Origin of the sequence: Chondrinema litorale, assembly GCF_026250525.1 — a bacterium.
GTDB lineage: Bacteria > Bacteroidota > Bacteroidia > Cytophagales > Flammeovirgaceae > Chondrinema > Chondrinema litorale.
In genome coordinates this window covers 211,772-228,224 of the sequence record NZ_CP111047.1, presented here as the reverse complement: position 1 = coordinate 228,224, position 16,453 = coordinate 211,772, and the positions used below count along the sequence as shown (strand labels likewise).

At 38.6% G+C, this 16,453-nt stretch carries 9 protein-coding genes; all 9 read left to right on the top strand.

What is annotated here, in order from left to right; translation table 11 throughout:
* Positions 1-43 precede the first annotated feature (43 nt).
* The 9 genes from OQ292_RS26945 to OQ292_RS26905 all read left to right on the top strand — a co-directional run bounded on the left by OQ292_RS26945 (position 44) and on the right by OQ292_RS26905 (position 16,399).
* A complete protein-coding gene (locus OQ292_RS26945) occupies positions 44-3,613 on the top strand; it encodes a glycosyl hydrolase family 28-related protein (RefSeq protein WP_284687195.1) in 3,570 nt (1,189 codons plus the stop codon).
* An 18-nt stretch (positions 3,614-3,631) separates the two neighbouring features.
* Positions 3,632-4,558: a family 43 glycosylhydrolase gene (locus tag OQ292_RS26940; RefSeq protein ID WP_284687194.1), complete on the top strand. Its 927-nt coding sequence runs from the start codon at positions 3,632-3,634 to the stop codon at positions 4,556-4,558.
* 51 nt (positions 4,559-4,609) lie between these two features.
* Positions 4,610-5,845 carry a hypothetical protein gene (locus OQ292_RS26935; protein ID WP_284687193.1) on the top strand — a complete coding sequence of 412 codons (1,236 nt, stop codon included), beginning with the start codon at positions 4,610-4,612 and terminating at the stop codon, positions 5,843-5,845.
* Positions 5,830-7,287 (top strand): GDSL-type esterase/lipase family protein, encoded by a 1,458-nt coding sequence (locus tag OQ292_RS26930; protein ID WP_284687192.1) that lies wholly within the window; start codon positions 5,830-5,832, stop codon positions 7,285-7,287. Before OQ292_RS26935 ends, OQ292_RS26930 begins: the two co-directional genes overlap by 16 nt.
* Before the next feature lie 21 nt (positions 7,288-7,308).
* Positions 7,309-8,571 (top strand): glycoside hydrolase family 99 protein, encoded by a 1,263-nt coding sequence (locus OQ292_RS26925; protein ID WP_284687191.1) that lies wholly within the window; start codon positions 7,309-7,311, stop codon positions 8,569-8,571.
* A gap of 91 nt (positions 8,572-8,662) precedes the next feature.
* Entirely contained in the window at positions 8,663-9,946 is a 1,284-nt protein-coding gene (locus OQ292_RS26920) for a glycoside hydrolase family 99 protein (RefSeq protein WP_284687190.1), read from the top strand.
* Between the two features lie 136 nt (positions 9,947-10,082).
* Entirely contained in the window at positions 10,083-11,063 is a 981-nt protein-coding gene (locus OQ292_RS26915; protein ID WP_431733787.1) for a family 43 glycosylhydrolase, read from the top strand.
* A 536-nt stretch (positions 11,064-11,599) separates the two neighbouring features.
* A complete protein-coding gene (locus OQ292_RS26910; protein ID WP_284687189.1) occupies positions 11,600-14,116 on the top strand; it encodes a glycoside hydrolase family 95 protein in 2,517 nt (838 codons plus the stop codon).
* A gap of 33 nt (positions 14,117-14,149) precedes the next feature.
* On the top strand, positions 14,150-16,399 hold the full coding sequence (locus OQ292_RS26905) for a GH92 family glycosyl hydrolase (RefSeq protein ID WP_284687188.1): 2,250 nt from the start codon (positions 14,150-14,152) through the stop codon (positions 16,397-16,399).
* Positions 16,400-16,453: the final 54 nt, after the last annotated feature.

The window sequence follows — 16,453 nt, the reverse complement described above, 5'->3', positions numbered from 1 at the left end:
AAGAGTTATTGAATGTCTCTTGGCAACTGATTAAAAAATAAAGATGAAACAAACATCATTTTTTAAAATGCAATCTCTAACTAGAATTCTATTCAGTTGTATTTTTCTGATTGTGTTTTCAAAATTATCAGCACAAAATTGGCGCTTGGTTAACACAAAATATCCGACAATAGACAATGTTGTAATTGCCTACTCAGTAGCAGATTTCGGCATTACTGGCGATGGAATTACGGATGTTACTCAGCAATTTCAAGATTTACTCAACCAGTTGGGGAATTTAGGTGGAGGCACTTTGTTTGTACCCGAAGGTAAATATGTGATAAAAGGAAATTTGCTAATCCCAAAAGGGATTACGCTGAGGGGTGAATGGAAAAAACCAGAAAAAGGAGAACCAATAGTAGGAACAATTTTGATGGTATATGCCGGAAAGGGAAGCGAAGATGAAATGCCATTTATCACTATGGAACCTTCGTCTGCGGTAATGGATTTGGCATTTTGGTATCCAGAACAAACAGCCTCAGCAATTCTACCTTATCCTCCAACAATTGAATTTGGCAAACCCAATTACTTCGGTAATGAGAATTGCAATGCCAAAAATATCACTTTAGTAAATTCGTATGCAGGAATTGTCTTCTCAAGAAAAAATGGTGGAACCTGCCCGACGATCAATGGGGTTTATGGCACTCCTTTGTCGAGAGGCATTGAGATAGATAATATAGTTGATGTAGGTCGAATAGAATGGATTCACTTTTCACCAGATTATTGGGCAGGCTCAGGTTTACCCAATTCACCCTCAATCGGAGGCGAACATCAATCGTGGATTTATGAAAACGGAACAGGAATAGTGATGAGGAGAAACGATTGGTCGTATACCTGCTTTGTAGATATCGAAGGTTACAACAAAGGTTTTCATGCAGTAGAATCTGTTACTAGCCCTGGTACAAGTCCGAATGGGCATAACTATTATATGACTTTTACTAACTGTAAAACTGGTTTAGCTATCAGTTCGGCAAACTCTGTCGGCTTAATGTTTACCGGGATTAATACTGTGCAATGTGAAACTGGGATAGGCATTGATAACTTTGCTTCAGGCGTAGTGCAATTGCATACTTGCTCTCTGGAAGCCACAGGCAATGCAATTTTAATGGATGAATCGGCTAGTTCTCGACTCATTGTTGTGCAGTCTAATATCACCTCAGGTAAAGTAAATGTTGCCGGAGGTACATTCACAGCATCCGACTGTGATTTTAGCAATCCAAAACCACAAATTAGCATCGTAAAAAATGCACGTGCTATAATTACTGGGAACAGATTTTCTCAAGAAATTCAAATTGAAGAGACATCCATTTTCAAAAATAAAATTGATCACAGCCCGGTTAGCATGAAAGAATTACCGGAGTTAAAAGAGATAATTCCGGAGACACATAAACCAACAAGACTTGAATTATATGTGGTGACAAATGAGCCATACAATGCGGTGGCAGATGGAACTACAGATAATACACTGGCTATTCAGACTGCACTTAATCAAGCTGCTGCTGATGGTGGAGGTGTAGTTTTTCTCCCGCCGGGAAAATATAAAGTACTTGGTAATATTGTTATTCCATCTGGTGTAGAGCTAAAAGGTTCTGTTGATGTAAGTACTACGCCAACAGGTCCGGGAAGTGTGTTGGAAGTCTATGCAGATAGAGACAATCCCACTGGCGAACCATTTTTAAAATTATCAGCAGACAGTGGCATTCGTGGAATCGTCTTTAATTATCCAGAGCAATTAATAACTGATCTGCCTGCTATTGCAAAATATCCTTATTGTGTGCAGGCAACTGGAAGCAACACCTATATGATTAATATAGGAATGCGAGCAGTTCACAAAGGAGTAGATTTATTTACCTACCCGAGTGATAACCACTATATCGATTATCTGGCAGGACATGTATTTGATGTAGGTATTCGAGTGGGCGGAGGAACCACAGATGGGAAAATTTACAATGCCCAGTTAAATGTAATTGCCTATGCTGTGGGTGATGAGTCGAAATATGGAGGTTGGCCAAATTCTGTTGGAGATGGAGGCCCTGCATACGACTATGGCTTTAACAATTTCGACTTTATGGTACTGGGAAATTGTAAAAATCAAACCTTATATAACAACTTCCACTACGGGTCTAAGAATGGAATGATCTTGAGTGAAATTGATGGTACAGGTCCTTCTGGTTTGAGCATTGGTAGTGGGATTGATGGCTCAAGAAATGCGCTCATTATTAATGCAGTAGGCAGCGATGGATTTGATTTCGTGAACTCACAGATCGTTGCCATTGGTGATCAAAACACGAAGTACATTGAAACAGGAGCGAATTACACTTCAGGCGTTACCATGTTCAATGCTGATTTTTGGGGGAATCCATCAAATGGTATTTCTATAAATGGGGGAATGCTCACTCTTCAAGAAGTGAATATGAGTCAACCCGGGCAGCAAAGAATGGCATTGCTCAATGGCGATTCTTTGTTTATCGAAGCATCCAGTATTTATCCGGTAAATCAACTAGTTGCAAACGGAACGGAACCTAAGCTTTCTATACATTCTTCGGTGGTCGATCCTTCTGGCATTAACGAAAACAATTGTGCCTTATGGGTAAACAACTTGGGCAATGTTCCTGAGATTTCACCGGAATCTGCCATTGTTAGAAGTGCTTGGAAAGTTTCTGCCTCTAATAATTCTGGGAATGCTTCGCTGGCGATAGATGGTATTAATTCAACTCGGTGGGATACTAGCGCATCACAGGATTCTGCCCAATGGTTTACTATCAATTTTGGTAAACCAGAAAAGATAGAACAAATCATATTAGATGTAGCAGAAAGTCCTTTCGATTCACCGCAAAAGTATGAATTGTTTGTGTCAGATAATGGTACCGATTGGTATGGGCCGGGAGCATTTGGGAGCGGTGCAGATATAATGACAATAGTGAGTTTTCTATCAACTACAGTTCAATATGTCAAAATTGTTCAAACTGGATCGAAAGGGAATTGGTGGTCTATTCATGAGGTATATGCCTTTGGAAATGAGTCACCAATAAGCGTAAGTGGAATCAGTTTGGCTGATAAGGAAATAGTTTTACCAATAGATAGTGTATATGAATTGCATGCTTCGATTGAGCCAGTAGATGCAGCGAACCAAACCGTATTTTGGCAATCAGATAAGGAAAATATTGCCATTGTTGATAGCCATGGAAAAGTAACAGGAATAGCCAATGGTACTGCCACCATCACTGCAATCAGTATGGATGGAGTAAAAAAAGCAGCACTTACTGTGGTAGTTGGAGATGGACAGGTAACATCTATTGATAATGCTCAAAACATCGAGGTTGCATCAAACTTGAAGCTGTTTCCTAATCCTTCATCTGGTAAAGTTTCTCTTAGTTATTGGCTGCATAAATCGCAGGAGGTTATTGCGGAGGTTTTCAATATGGATGGAGCTATGATAAAATCAAAAGCTTTCAAATCAAAAGCAGGGGAAAATCTTGCTGAATTCTACTTAGAGGGTTTATCATCTGGTGTGTATCTCATTCGAATCTACACAGAAGAAAATATTCAATCGAAAAAACTAATCATGTTTTAAATTATAAGTCAATCAGTGATGAAAAAAGTTATTGTAAAAACGGTTTTATTTTGGGGATTATGGGCTTTATTTTCCCATAATACCAGCGCCCAGAAAAACCCATTTATAACCCATATGTTTACGGCTGATCCTTCAGCGCATGTTTGGCAAGATGGACGATTATATGTCTATGCCTCTCATGATGTTAGCCCACCTAGAGGCTGCGATCTGATGGACAAATACCATGTTTTTTCGACAGATGATATGGTTAACTGGAAAGATCATGGTGAAATTTTGCGAGCAACTCAGGTTAAATGGGGTCGACCAGAAGGAGGTTTTATGTGGGCTCCAGATTGTGCTTATAAAGATGGCACTTATTATTTCTATTTCCCGCATCCCAGTGGTAGCGACTGGAATAATACATGGAAGATAGGCGTAGCAACAAGCAAGAAACCTGCAAGCGATTTTAAGAGCAAAGGGTACATTCCGGGAGTAGGTGGTTTTGCGATGATCGATCCCTCAGTGTTTATTGATGATGACGGACAGGCTTATCTCTATTACGGAGGTGGAGGAAGATGCCAAGTAAGTAAACTCAATGATAACATGATGGAAATAGATGGGGACTTAGTTGATCTTAAAGGACTGGAAGATTTCCACGAAGCTCCGTGGATTTTTAAGAGAAATGGAATTTACTACCTCACCTATTCCGATAATAATCCGGGAGCGAACAGGCTTAGGTATGCTACAAGCTCATCTCCGCTAGGCCCTTGGAAAAACCAAGGAATCTATTTAGAGCCAACCGGTTCTGATACAAGCCATGGTTCAGTAGTGGAATACAAAGGGAAGTGGTATGCATTTTATCATAATATGGCGCTTTCAAACCAAGGAAATCTCCGCTCAATCTGTGTAGATGAGTTGTTCTTCAATCCAGATGGCACCATCAAAGAAGTAATCCAGACAAAATAACAAGTGTATAGCACCATAGAAGGTAAACTAATGAACTGGACTACGATAAAAATGATAATCAATATTCTCATCATTTTCACTCTGATGGGCTTTGTTTCCAATGGATCAGAAGAAGATAAATCTTACCATTTTGATCAATCTGGAATTTCTAAAGAAGTATTAGAAAACTATCTAGATCGCTCAGTAACAATGGTTTACTTTCTTATTCCAGAAAATGCAGAAGGTAAAAGGAAATATGCTTACCATAGTGATGACATCAGGCTAATAAAAAATATAAGACCAAAATTTATTGGTCGCTCCATTTACCGCTGGGGAGGTGAAAGCCTTCTCAATAGTTCAAAATTCTGGAATGATGCAAAGAAATACTTGCAAGAAATCCACGATATGGATTCTCAGGTAATTTTTCAGGCTTGCTTATTCGAAATTGTTACGGAAGAAGTGAATACAGTTAAAATTCCAAAGCAAGTTTTTGATGCATTTGAATTGGATAATGAGCCTCGCAATTTTTCTTACAAAGACATGCTCAATGAGGATGGAAAATTGGTAGATCATTGGAGAAAAGGTAGCAGTGTTCCAGACATTTCACGATTAGAAACACAGCTTTGGTTTTACTATCTGGCAACTGCTTATATCGATCTTGGTTGCGAAGCTTTCCATTTAGGTCAAGTAGAATTGATAGGAATGAATGATCCTAAAAAGGAATCTTGGGCAAAGGTGATTCAAATGATTCGTGATTATGCAAAAAATCATGCCCGAAGAAATTGGGTGATACTAGATGCTCATGTTCCTTATGGTGGTATGCTCAAAGATGGTAAGAGCCTGATCGATTTTAATTCTTTTCCACTAAGGGTTAAAGAAATTCCAGAGAAACCATTTAAAGGCAAGCTTGAGAAAGGATACTTGGATGCCCTTTATGGAAAAAGTAAAGGCTGTATCACTCCAAGTGGATGGAAATGTGAAAACCTGCTTTTTCTTGTAGAATTTGATAATTACGGAAGAGGCTCCGAACCGAATAAAGCAGATACAACATCGCACTTTGTTTGGGGTTGGGATGAGATTTCTTGGTTTGCACAACAACCAGAACAAGAGAGAAATGAGTGGTTGATTTATGCAAACAATTGGATAAAAAAGACAGATAAAAATGGGCATCTACAAATGCCTATCAATAGAATGATTTCTTGCCCAAACGAAACTTTTGGTAGCTACAGAGCAAACACAAAAAATGCATCGTGCCCAGTAGGCTATGGTCAAGAAGAAACTATAAAAATGTTATGGGAGTCAAATTAAACAAGCTTGGTTGGCAAGTTATACTCACAGCTTTTCTATTAATCAGCTTAATGGGAAGACTCAATGCGACTACAAGAATCACTTGTGTTGGTGCAAGTATAACCTATGGAGCATTTATCGAAAACAGAGAACTCAACTCTTTTCCGGGTAAGTTGCAACAACTACTTGGGCAAAATTATGAGGTAAAAAACTATGGTGTGGGTGGTTGTACAATGCTTCGCAATGGAGATCATCCTTATTGGGAAACCAAAGAATACAAAGAAGCTTTAATTAGCAATCCAGATATAGTTTTTATCGATTTGGGCGGAAATGACAGCAAACTTGTTAACCGAAAATATTTAAATGAAATTACAGCAGATTGCCGAGATATGGTCACTGCATTTAGAAACTTGCCTTCTCAGCCTCGTGTAATTATCATGCTGCCAGTTGTGTCATTTGTTACTGATACAACTGGGATTTGGAACCCCGTAATTGTTAATGAAGTAATTCCCGGATTAAGGCAAGCAGCTTATGAGTTAGATGTGGAAGTGTTAGATATGCATCCTTTGCTGATCAATCATGAGGAGTTGATGCCAGATAAAATTCATCCGAACAAAGAAGGTTCTGCTATAATGGCAAGTCGATTGTTTGAAACTGTCGTTCAACCATTTGAAACTAACTTTAACATTCTTCCCCAATTACCTAAAACAGCTAACGTAAACTCATTCGCAGGTTACAAATGTGTCAACTTCACTTTAAGTGGCAGAGCTTGCAAAGTGGTTCAACCAAAGCGATCGGCAAAAGGCCATCCTTGGATATGGCGCACTCGCTTCTGGGGTCACGAGCCTCAGACAGATATAGCATTGCTCGAAAGAGGATTTCACTTGGTATATATTGATGCTGCTGAGTTATTCGGCAATGATGAATGCATCCAACTTTATAATGATTTCTACAAACTATTGAGAAAAGCCGGGCTGTCTAGTAAAGCTTTAATGGAAGGCATGAGCCGAGGCGCAGTTTATGTGTTGAACTGGGCGGCTGAAAATCCTAAAAAAGTAAGTGGTGTTTACATAGACAATCCTTTGCTAGATATGAAAAGTTGGCCTTGTGGTTTGGGTAAAAAAGACCCAAGTCCGGCAGAGTTGGCAGCTTTTAAGCAAGATTACAATATTACTAGCGACGAGCAGCTACAGGCTTTTAATAACAGTCCAATTGACAAAGTCGATCAAATTGCAAAAGGTAATTACCCAATTCTGATTCTCTGTGCAGACGAAGACAAAGCAGCTTTACCAGATGAAAACACTTTGCCTTTTGAGCAAAAAATGAAGGCTGCCGGAGGAAAACTCAAGGTAATTCATAAAACTGGTTTTGGGCATCATCCGCATAGTTTCCCTAACCCTGAACCGATAGTCCGTTTCCTGCTCGATGCTTCTGGATACAATTTTCTTTTAGAAAATGATTAAAAAACGCTACAAAATATAGATATGGAAAAAATTACATTGATTATAACTTACTACTTGTTTCTGGCTTTTAATGGCGTATTAGCCAACAAACACGCACCCGAAACAAAGTATCCTACTTACAAAGGACTCATTATGGCTGGATACCAAGGTTGGTTTCGTTTGCCAGAAAACCAAGTGATGTATCCAAATGAAAAAGAGGTTCGAATTGACATGTGGCCTGATGTAAGCGAATACCAAAAGACTTATAAAACAGGGCTAAAACATGCTGATGGCAGTACTGCTCGTTTCTTTAATTCTGCTGATAAAAGTACTGTTGATACCCATTTCAGATGGATGAAAGAGTATGGTGTGGATGGAGTTTTTATGCAGCGATTTTTTGGTGCTGCCAGATCGCATGGAGCTCAGAGTCATGCTACGAATGTTTTGAAACACGCTTTTGAAGCTGCATCAATATACGATCGTGCCATAGCCATTATGTACGATTTATCAGGTTTGAGGGGTAAGAATGAAGATTGTTCTACCCTCATTGAAGATTGGAAGTATCTGGTAGATTCTTTAAAAGTAACTGATCAAAAAGGCACGAAAACCTATTTGCATCATAATGGTAAACCCTTGGTGGCAATTTGGGGTGTTGGTTTTCCAGATCGACCTTACAATATCCGCAACATTGGTTTAGAGCGTTTTATTGATTTTTTAAAGAATGACCCAGTATATGGTGGTTGCAGCATCATGATAGGGGTTCCAACTTTTTGGCGCGATTTAAATGCCGATTCTAACCACGATCCTTATTTGCACGAATTAATTAAGCAAGTTGATATCGTGTTACCTTGGATGGTTCAGCGTTTTTCTCCGCTTTTACATAATGATATGGATCGATATCGTGATGTTATTTTGTCTGATATTGCTTGGTGTAAAACTTACAATATCGACTATGTACCTTGCGTATATCCCGGCTTTAGCTGGCACAACCTCAGTGTTCACGAGTTTCCCGATGATATTAAACCTGTAGGATCAATACCACGCCAAGGAGGGAATTTTTACTGGCAGCAAATGTCAACAGCGATTCGATCGGGTGCCGAAATGATATATGTAGCCATGTTCGATGAAGTAAACGAGGGCACTGCAATTTTCAAAGTAACCGATAATCCACCAGTAAGTGATGTAGCTCAATTTGTTGGAATTGATGGGAAACCATCTGACCATTACTTGTGGCTCACTGGTGAAGCTGCTAAGATGTTGAGAAAAGAAAAACCACTGGTTTTTAGTCAACCTAAACGAGGATAAAATAGAATCTCATTCACTAATGCTTTTCAAAGTAATAAGTATTTCATGTATTAATAAATCAACTCGAAAATTCTCAGATAAATAATAGATTATGAAGATCAAAAACACCTTTCTATCTACTTTTATCCTGAGCCTGATTGTCTTAAACTTTAATTCAATCAGGGCTCAGGAATCTGTAAAATTGAAAAAATTCAAAAAGCATACACTTTCCGCAGGTCTGGTCATGGCAGGCTATCAAGGTTGGTTCGATGCGCCCGGAGATGGCTCTGATAGAGGTTGGTATCACTATGAGAGAAAAGGAAGATTTGAACCCGGTTACTGTACCATAGATGTTTGGCCAGAAATGAGCGAATATGAAAAGCAGTACGAAACTGCCTTTAAATTCGAAGATGGAACTCCTGCCACTGTTTTTAGTCCGCATGATGAAAGTACTGTAAATCTGCATTTTAAATGGATGAAAGACTATCATATAGATGGTGTGTTTATGCAGCGATTTGTAGTAGAAGTAAAATCTGAACTGGGCAAAAAACACTTTAACAAAGTACTTCATTCAGCAAGTAAAGCAGCTACAGAACATGATAGAACTATCGCAATTATGTACGATATGTCTGGCATGCAATCAGCAGATATTGATTTGGTGATGAAAGACTGGAAAGAAATTATTACCGAATATGGCTTTGATAAAAGATCGAGATACAAAAATTATCTATTTAATGATGACAGACCTGTAATCGCACTGTGGGGAGTAGGTTTTAACGATGGCAGAAAGTATAACCTCAAAGATGTTGAAAAACTCATTCAATTTTTTAAGTCTGATGAAGCTGGAAATTGCTCCGTGCTTTTAGGTGTGCCGACCTACTGGCGAGAACAAGGCAGAGACTGTGTGAAAGATGATAATTTCTTAGATATAGTAAAACAAGCCGACATTGTACACCCGTGGTTTGTAGGCAGATTTAATGAAAATGGTTATCCAAATTTTAAGTCTATAATTGGCAAAGATGTAAAATGGTGTGAGGAAAATGGGCTGGCTTACATGCCTGTAGTTTTCCCTGGATTTAGCTGGAATAATATGCTTCCACCAGACAAACCAAGCAGTACCAATCCTAGAAATAAAGGCAACTTTTTATGGAAACAGTTCAGTGGAGCAGCTTCTGAAGGTGCCCAAATGGTATATGTAGCCATGTTCGACGAAATAGACGAAGGCACTGCCATTTTCAAGCTTGCCCACAAAGTACCTGTTGGCAAAAGCAAGTTTATAGCACTTGAAGATGATATTCCCTCTGATCATTACCTCTGGCTTACCGGCAAAGCAGCCGATTTACTCAAACGCAATAAAAAGCTTCCTACAGAAAAGCCATTACAAGCCGAAAAGTAAAATCTATATGCTCTGAAAAAATCATCAATCACAAAATATCAATCTACAATTTTTAAAAATTAACCCTAGTATGAAACATCTAATTAGCATCAGTAAGCTTAATGGCTTTGCTAGCTCTATAAAAAGTTGTTGTTTAATGGCTGCCTTTTCATTTTCTATGTATGCATGCCAGCAACCAAACCAATCTGTAAAAGACGAAGATGAATATGTACCCGAAGAAGTTTGGATGCATCAAAACCCATTTATTACAGATATTTATACTGCCGATCCTTCTGCACATGTGTGGGACGATGGTCGATTGTATGTGTATGCATCGCATGATGTTGCTCCGCCAAGAGGTTGTGATCTAATGGATAAATACCATGTGTTCTCTACAGACGATATGGTAAACTGGACAGATCATGGAGAGATTCTTAGCTCTGATGATGTGCCTTGGGGAAGAAAAGAAGGAGGATTTATGTGGGCACCAGATTGTGCTTATCACAATGGCACTTACTATTATTATTTCCCTCACCCAAGCGGAGATGAGTGGAATTCTACTTGGAAAATTGGTATAGCTACAAGTACAAAACCTGCTAGCGATTTTGAAGTTCAGGGATACATTGAAGGGCTGGAATCTATGATCGATCCTGCTGTATTTATAGACGATGATGGTCAAGCTTACTTTTATTATGGTGGTGGCGGCGTATGCAAAGGTGGCAAACTCAAAGAAAACATGATGGAGATTGATGGCGAAATGCAAGACATGGAAGGTTTACTTGATTTCCACGAAGCTACTTGGGTACACAAAAAAGATGGTGTGTATTATTTGTCTTATTCAGATAATCATGATGAAGGAGACAAGCACAATCGTATGAGATATGCGACTAGTGATAGCCCACTTGGCCCATGGAAACATCAAGGTATTTACATGGACCCAACTGATAGTTATACCAATCATGGTTCTATTGTAGAATATAAAGGGAAGTGGTATTCATTCTATCACAATAGTACACTATCGAATCACGATTGGTTGCGATCAATTTGTGTAGATGAGCTTTTCTACAATAATGATGGTACAATCCAAAAAGTGGTGCAAACTATTAATGTGAGCATTGAAAATAAGATTAAAAACTAAGAATCAAATTAACGCTAATTACAAAATAGCATAGTCTCAATATCATATATAAAGTGTCAAATTAATTCTTTTAACGCTATTACTATTTTTTGCATTCAAGCTTTTGTTCATCAAAAATTTCTCTTGCTCAGTATGATTTTATTGAGTTTAAACTAGTCTTTCTTTCACTATATCGGGTTAAATTATAGTCTGTTTCTGCTATAAAGATACTTCGGAAGCAATAAGTGCTACTATAGCCTATGAATATCCACATGAAGCTGAATTTCTTATTTCTATTGATAAATTTGAAGAAAAAGAAGATAAAAAACAGCCAGTGTAAATTGAAAAGCATCGGTAATTTACCAGATACTGGAAGATTAAAGATGTTTGTCAGTAGTAAAGGATGTATGGTAGAAACTCACTTTAATTTTCAGCTCAGCAGGAGAAAATTATCCTGTTTGATGTAACAGATTCAGAAAGCGAAAACTTAACATTTGTATCAAATTACAGAAGCAGATTATATGATTTCTGAGATCAAACAAACACGGCTTAATATCATGAAAATGAACTATATAAAGAAATTTATTTGCCAGCAGATCAGTTTTTTGGTCTTGCTGGCAATTTTTGTATTAGCTGATACTGAGGGACTTAAAGCGCAAGATGAAGCAGTTCCTGCAAGTAAAAGAAAGCAAGAAATCACTGCCGATTGGACAGACCGCGCCACAATAAAATCTGGTGGAGAAAAGCCAGATGGCAAATATTTGCTTTGGTACAAGCAAGCTGCGAGTGTTTGGGAAGAAGCATTGCCAATTGGTAATGGAAATTTAGGAGCCATGATTTTTGGTGGCATTGCAGACGAACGAATTCAGCTCAACGAAAGCTCTTTGTGGGATGGCTATGCGCTTGACCCAAATGATAAGACCTCTCTCGAACATTTGCCAGAAGTTCAGAGATTACTTTTCGAAGGTAAAAACAATGAGGCGGTCCAGCTCGCTGAAAAGCATATGATGGGGCACCCGAAGCGGATAAAACCTTATCAATCTCTAGGAGAAATTTGGTTTGATACACCCATCACTGAAGCCGAGCATTATACCCGAAATCTAGATTTATCTACTGCGGTAGCAACTACTAGTTTTGTATCAGATGGAATTACTTATACCAGAGAAGCTTTTATCTCACCAGTTGATGATGTATTGGTAATCAAATTTACTGCTGATAAAAAAGCTAAAATTAATTTTTCTTTGGCTCTAAAAAGGCAACAAGATGCCTCAACGGCTACACTTGCAGGAGACCCTACATCAATCTTGTTACAAGGAAAATTACCAATAAAAGACGAAGCAGGCAAAGCCAGAGGATTGAGTTTTGCCATGCAAGTAAAAACCATTACAAAAGGTGGTAAAACCAACATTGCTGATAACATTTTAACTGTAAGCGATGCAGACGAAGTAATGTTGCTAGTTGCCGGAGCGACCAACTACCCGGGATTAGATAAAATCTCTGTTGAGCATCCTGTATTCTCAGAATCGCCTGAGAAAAAGTGTGCAGCAATTATCAAAAAAGCAGTAGACAAAAAGTATAAGCAGTTAAAATCTGACCACATTAAAAAGCATCAGGAATTATTTAATAGGGTTGATTTAAGTTTGGATGGAACGGATGCTGCTACATTAGCAAAACCCACTGATGAAAGACTTCAAATGGCCAAACAAAACGGAGCACCCGATCCGGCTTTGGTAGAGACTTTTTTTCAGTATGGTCGCTATTTGCTTATTTCCAGTTCTAGAGAAGGTACCATGCCTGCTAACTTACAAGGCTTATGGACTTGGCAAATGAACCCACCTTGGAATGCAGATTATCATACCAATATCAACCTGCAAATGAATTATTGGCCAGCAGAAATCACCAACCTATCTGAGTTACACTTGCCACTGTTTAATTTGATGGATGAGTTGGTAGAACCCGGTGAGAAAACAGCCAAGGTTTTATATGGTGCAAATGGTTGGGTAGTTCACCATCTTACAGATGCTTGGGGTTTTACTGCACCAGCAGATGGACCACAAGGTATTTGGCCAATCGGTTCTGCTTGGTTGGCTCAGCATCCTTGGGAGCATTATACATTCACAGGTGATCAGAAATTTCTAAAAGATAGAGCTTATCCTTTAATGAAAGGAGCTGCTAGGTTTATTATGGATTTTCTGGTTGAAGCACCTGAAGGCAGCGCTTTGGCTGGTAAATTAGTTACGAATCCGTCTTACTCTCCGGAGAATGCTTTTTACCTGTCCGATGGTAAACAGTCTGTATTTACTTATGGCGCAACCATGGATTTACAAGTGATAGAAGATTTACTTTCTCACTGTATAAAAGCGACAGAAATCCTCCAAATCGATCACGATTTTAAAAAAGAATGTGAGCAAACTTTAGCCAAATTGGCAACAACCAGAATCAGTAAAGAAACGGGTAGAATTATGGAGTGGGTAGAAGATTACAAAGAAGTGGAGCCTCATCATAGACATACTTCTCACTTGTTTGCATTATATCCCGGAAATAAAATTACAAAACTGGGCACACCTAAATTGGCTGCTGCGGCACAAAAAACGCTAGAAGGTCGTGGAGATGATGGAACTGGTTGGAGCTTGGCATGGAAAATTAATATGTGGAATAGATTGCAAGATGGCGACCATGCATTTAAGTTATTGTCTGTATTGTTGGCAACTAAAACACTCCCAAATCTTTTTGATAATCACCCACCATTCCAGATAGATGGTAATTTTGGTGCTACAGCAGCCATTGCCGAAATGTTTGTGCAAAGCCAAACACAGAATGAAGATGGCAGCTATGAGATTGAATTATTACCCTCTTTACCATCTGCATTACCAAATGGAAATGTAAAAGGAATTTGTGCTAGAGGAGGATTTGTAATCGATTTGGAATGGAAAGATAGTAAAATTACAGAAGTGAAAATACACTCCAAAAACGGAGGATTATTGCACGTAAATACCAATAGCAATGAATACGACCAGCAAACAAAAACAGGAGAAGTAATTCAATTGAATGGGAATCTTCAAAAAACGAACTAATACAACTTAAAACAAAAACAACTTATCATCAACATGAATCTACATTTAAAACGCTTATTACTGTATGGAATAGCTTTGTTAACTGCGGCGTGTACTGCTAAAGTTGAAAACAACAATGTCTCTACAGCAAAGCAACCTGTTGACTATGTGAATCCATACATGGGGAACATCAGCCATTTACTGGTTCCTACATTTCCGACGATACACTTACCCAATAGCTTATTAAGGGTATACCCAGAAAGAAGAGATTTTACTGGTGACAAATTAAGTGGATTGCCACTGATTATTACTAGTCACAGAGGTAGTTCAGCTTTTAATTTAAGCCCATATCAAGGATCTAAAAACGAAATTTCTCCGGTGGTTCATTATAGTTACGATAATGAAAAACTCACTCCATATTCTTATTATGTGTATTTGGATGATGCAGAAATTGATGTAGATTTTGGATTGTCTCATCAGTCTGCCATGTATGAAATTGCTTTTAATAAAGATGAAGAAGCTTACTTGGTGCTAAACTCTCGCTCTGGTGAAATGAACTGGGATGGTAAAGCCGTTTCTGGTTTTCAGAATCTGGCAAACAACACCAAGGTATATATGTATATGGAAGTAGAAGAAGCGCCATCGACTACTTTCACTATTCAAGACAATGCACAAGTTGAAGCTGCAAAAGCTTCTGGAAGAAATGCTGCAATTGTGCTGGAATATCCTCAATCTACAAAAAAACTGCATGTGCGTTATGGCATTTCTTTTATCGATGTAGCTCAAGCTAAAAAGAATATGCAGCGTGAAGTGGAAGGTAAAAATATTGCAGCTATACAATCTACAGGCAAAGATGTTTGGAATGAAGCGCTCGGTAGAATTGCTGTAAATGGAGGCAGTGAAGATGACCAAACTGTTTTCTATACTTCTTTGTATCGTTGTTTCGAGCGCCCAGTTTGTATCTCAGAAGATGGAAGATATTACAGTGCCTTTGATGGATCTGTACACGAAGATAAAGGAAAACCTTTTTACACAGACGATTGGATTTGGGATTCTTACAGAGCACATCACCCATTAAGAGTTTTAATCGACCCGAAGAAAGAAGAAAACATCATCAATTCATTTGTTACCATGGCTGAGCAAATGGATAATTTTTGGATGCCAACTTTCCCTGAGATTACAGGAGATAGTAGAAGAATGAACTCTAACCACGGAGTAGCATCTGTGATTGATGCATACAGAAAAGGACTTCGCGGATTCGATCTGGAAAAAGCATATGAAGCTTGTAAAGCGGGTATTACAGAAAAAACATTGGCGCCTTGGTCTGGTAAACCTGCTGGTGAACTCGACCAATTTTATAAAGACAAAGGTTACATTCCGGCTTTAAGAGATGGAGAAGAAGAAACCATTCCGGAAGTTCATAACTTCGAGCGTCGCCAACCAGTAGCCGTAACTTTGGGTACTTCTTACGATGAGTGGTGTTTGGCTCAAATTGCCAAAGAACTGGGCAAGACCGAAGACTACGAATACTTTATGAAACGCTCGCTCAATTACCGCAACATCTACAATGAACAAACTGGATTCTTCCATCCGAAAGACAAAAATGGGAAATTTATCGAGCCTTTTGATTATGTGTTTGCCGGAGGTATGGGAGCTAGAGGTTATTATGGTGAAAACAATGCTTGGATTTACCGTTGGGATGTGCAACACAATGTAAAAGACCTGATCAGTTTAATGGGTGGCAATGAGAATTTTGTAAAGAATTTGGATGATATGTTTAATGCCTCTTTAGGAAGAAGCAAGTACAGTTTTTATGCGCAGTTGCCAGATCATACTGGTAATGTTGGTCAGTTTTCTATGGCGAATGAGCCTTCTTTGCATATCCCGTATTTGTACAATTACGCAGGCCAACCTTGGAAAACCCAAAAGAGAATTCACTCATTAATAGGCGAGTGGTTTAGAAATGATTTAATGGGAGTTCCCGGTGATGAAGATGGTGGGGGAATGTCTGCTTTTGTGGTATTCTCGCAACTAGGTTTTTATCCTGTAACTCCTGGCTCTACTGAATACAACATTGGTAGCCCATTCTTTGAGAATTCAGTGGTGCACTTGGGTAATGGAAACGATTTTAAAATTGTAGCTAAAAACTTTAGTGAAAGTAATAAATACATTCAGTCAGCAAAATTGAATGGTAAAGAATGGAATAAGCCATTTTTCTCTCACGATGATATCAAAGATGGTGGTGTTTTAGAACTCGAAATGGGTGACAAAGCCAACAAATCGTGGGGAGCAGCAGCCTTATAATAAATTACTAATATATTTTTTATCATGTATGGAGCAGCACATGAGAGATTACTC

What these genes read in the sequence shown, in the direction of transcription:
- OQ292_RS26945 (WP_284687195.1), top strand. Translation starts at nt 44, where the DNA reads ATGAAACAAACATCATTTTTTAAAATGCAATCTCTAACTAGAATTCTA.
- OQ292_RS26940 (WP_284687194.1), top strand. Translation starts at nt 3,632, where the DNA reads ATGAAAAAAGTTATTGTAAAAACGGTTTTATTTTGGGGATTATGGGCT.
- OQ292_RS26935 (WP_284687193.1), top strand. Translation starts at nt 4,610, where the DNA reads ATGATAATCAATATTCTCATCATTTTCACTCTGATGGGCTTTGTTTCC.
- OQ292_RS26930 (WP_284687192.1), top strand. Translation starts at nt 5,830, where the DNA reads ATGGGAGTCAAATTAAACAAGCTTGGTTGGCAAGTTATACTCACAGCT.
- OQ292_RS26925 (WP_284687191.1), top strand. Translation starts at nt 7,309, where the DNA reads ATGGAAAAAATTACATTGATTATAACTTACTACTTGTTTCTGGCTTTT.
- OQ292_RS26920 (WP_284687190.1), top strand. Translation starts at nt 8,663, where the DNA reads ATGAAGATCAAAAACACCTTTCTATCTACTTTTATCCTGAGCCTGATT.
- OQ292_RS26915 (WP_431733787.1), top strand. Translation starts at nt 10,083, where the DNA reads ATGGCTGCCTTTTCATTTTCTATGTATGCATGCCAGCAACCAAACCAA.
- OQ292_RS26910 (WP_284687189.1), top strand. Translation starts at nt 11,600, where the DNA reads ATGAAAATGAACTATATAAAGAAATTTATTTGCCAGCAGATCAGTTTT.
- OQ292_RS26905 (WP_284687188.1), top strand. Translation starts at nt 14,150, where the DNA reads ATGAATCTACATTTAAAACGCTTATTACTGTATGGAATAGCTTTGTTA.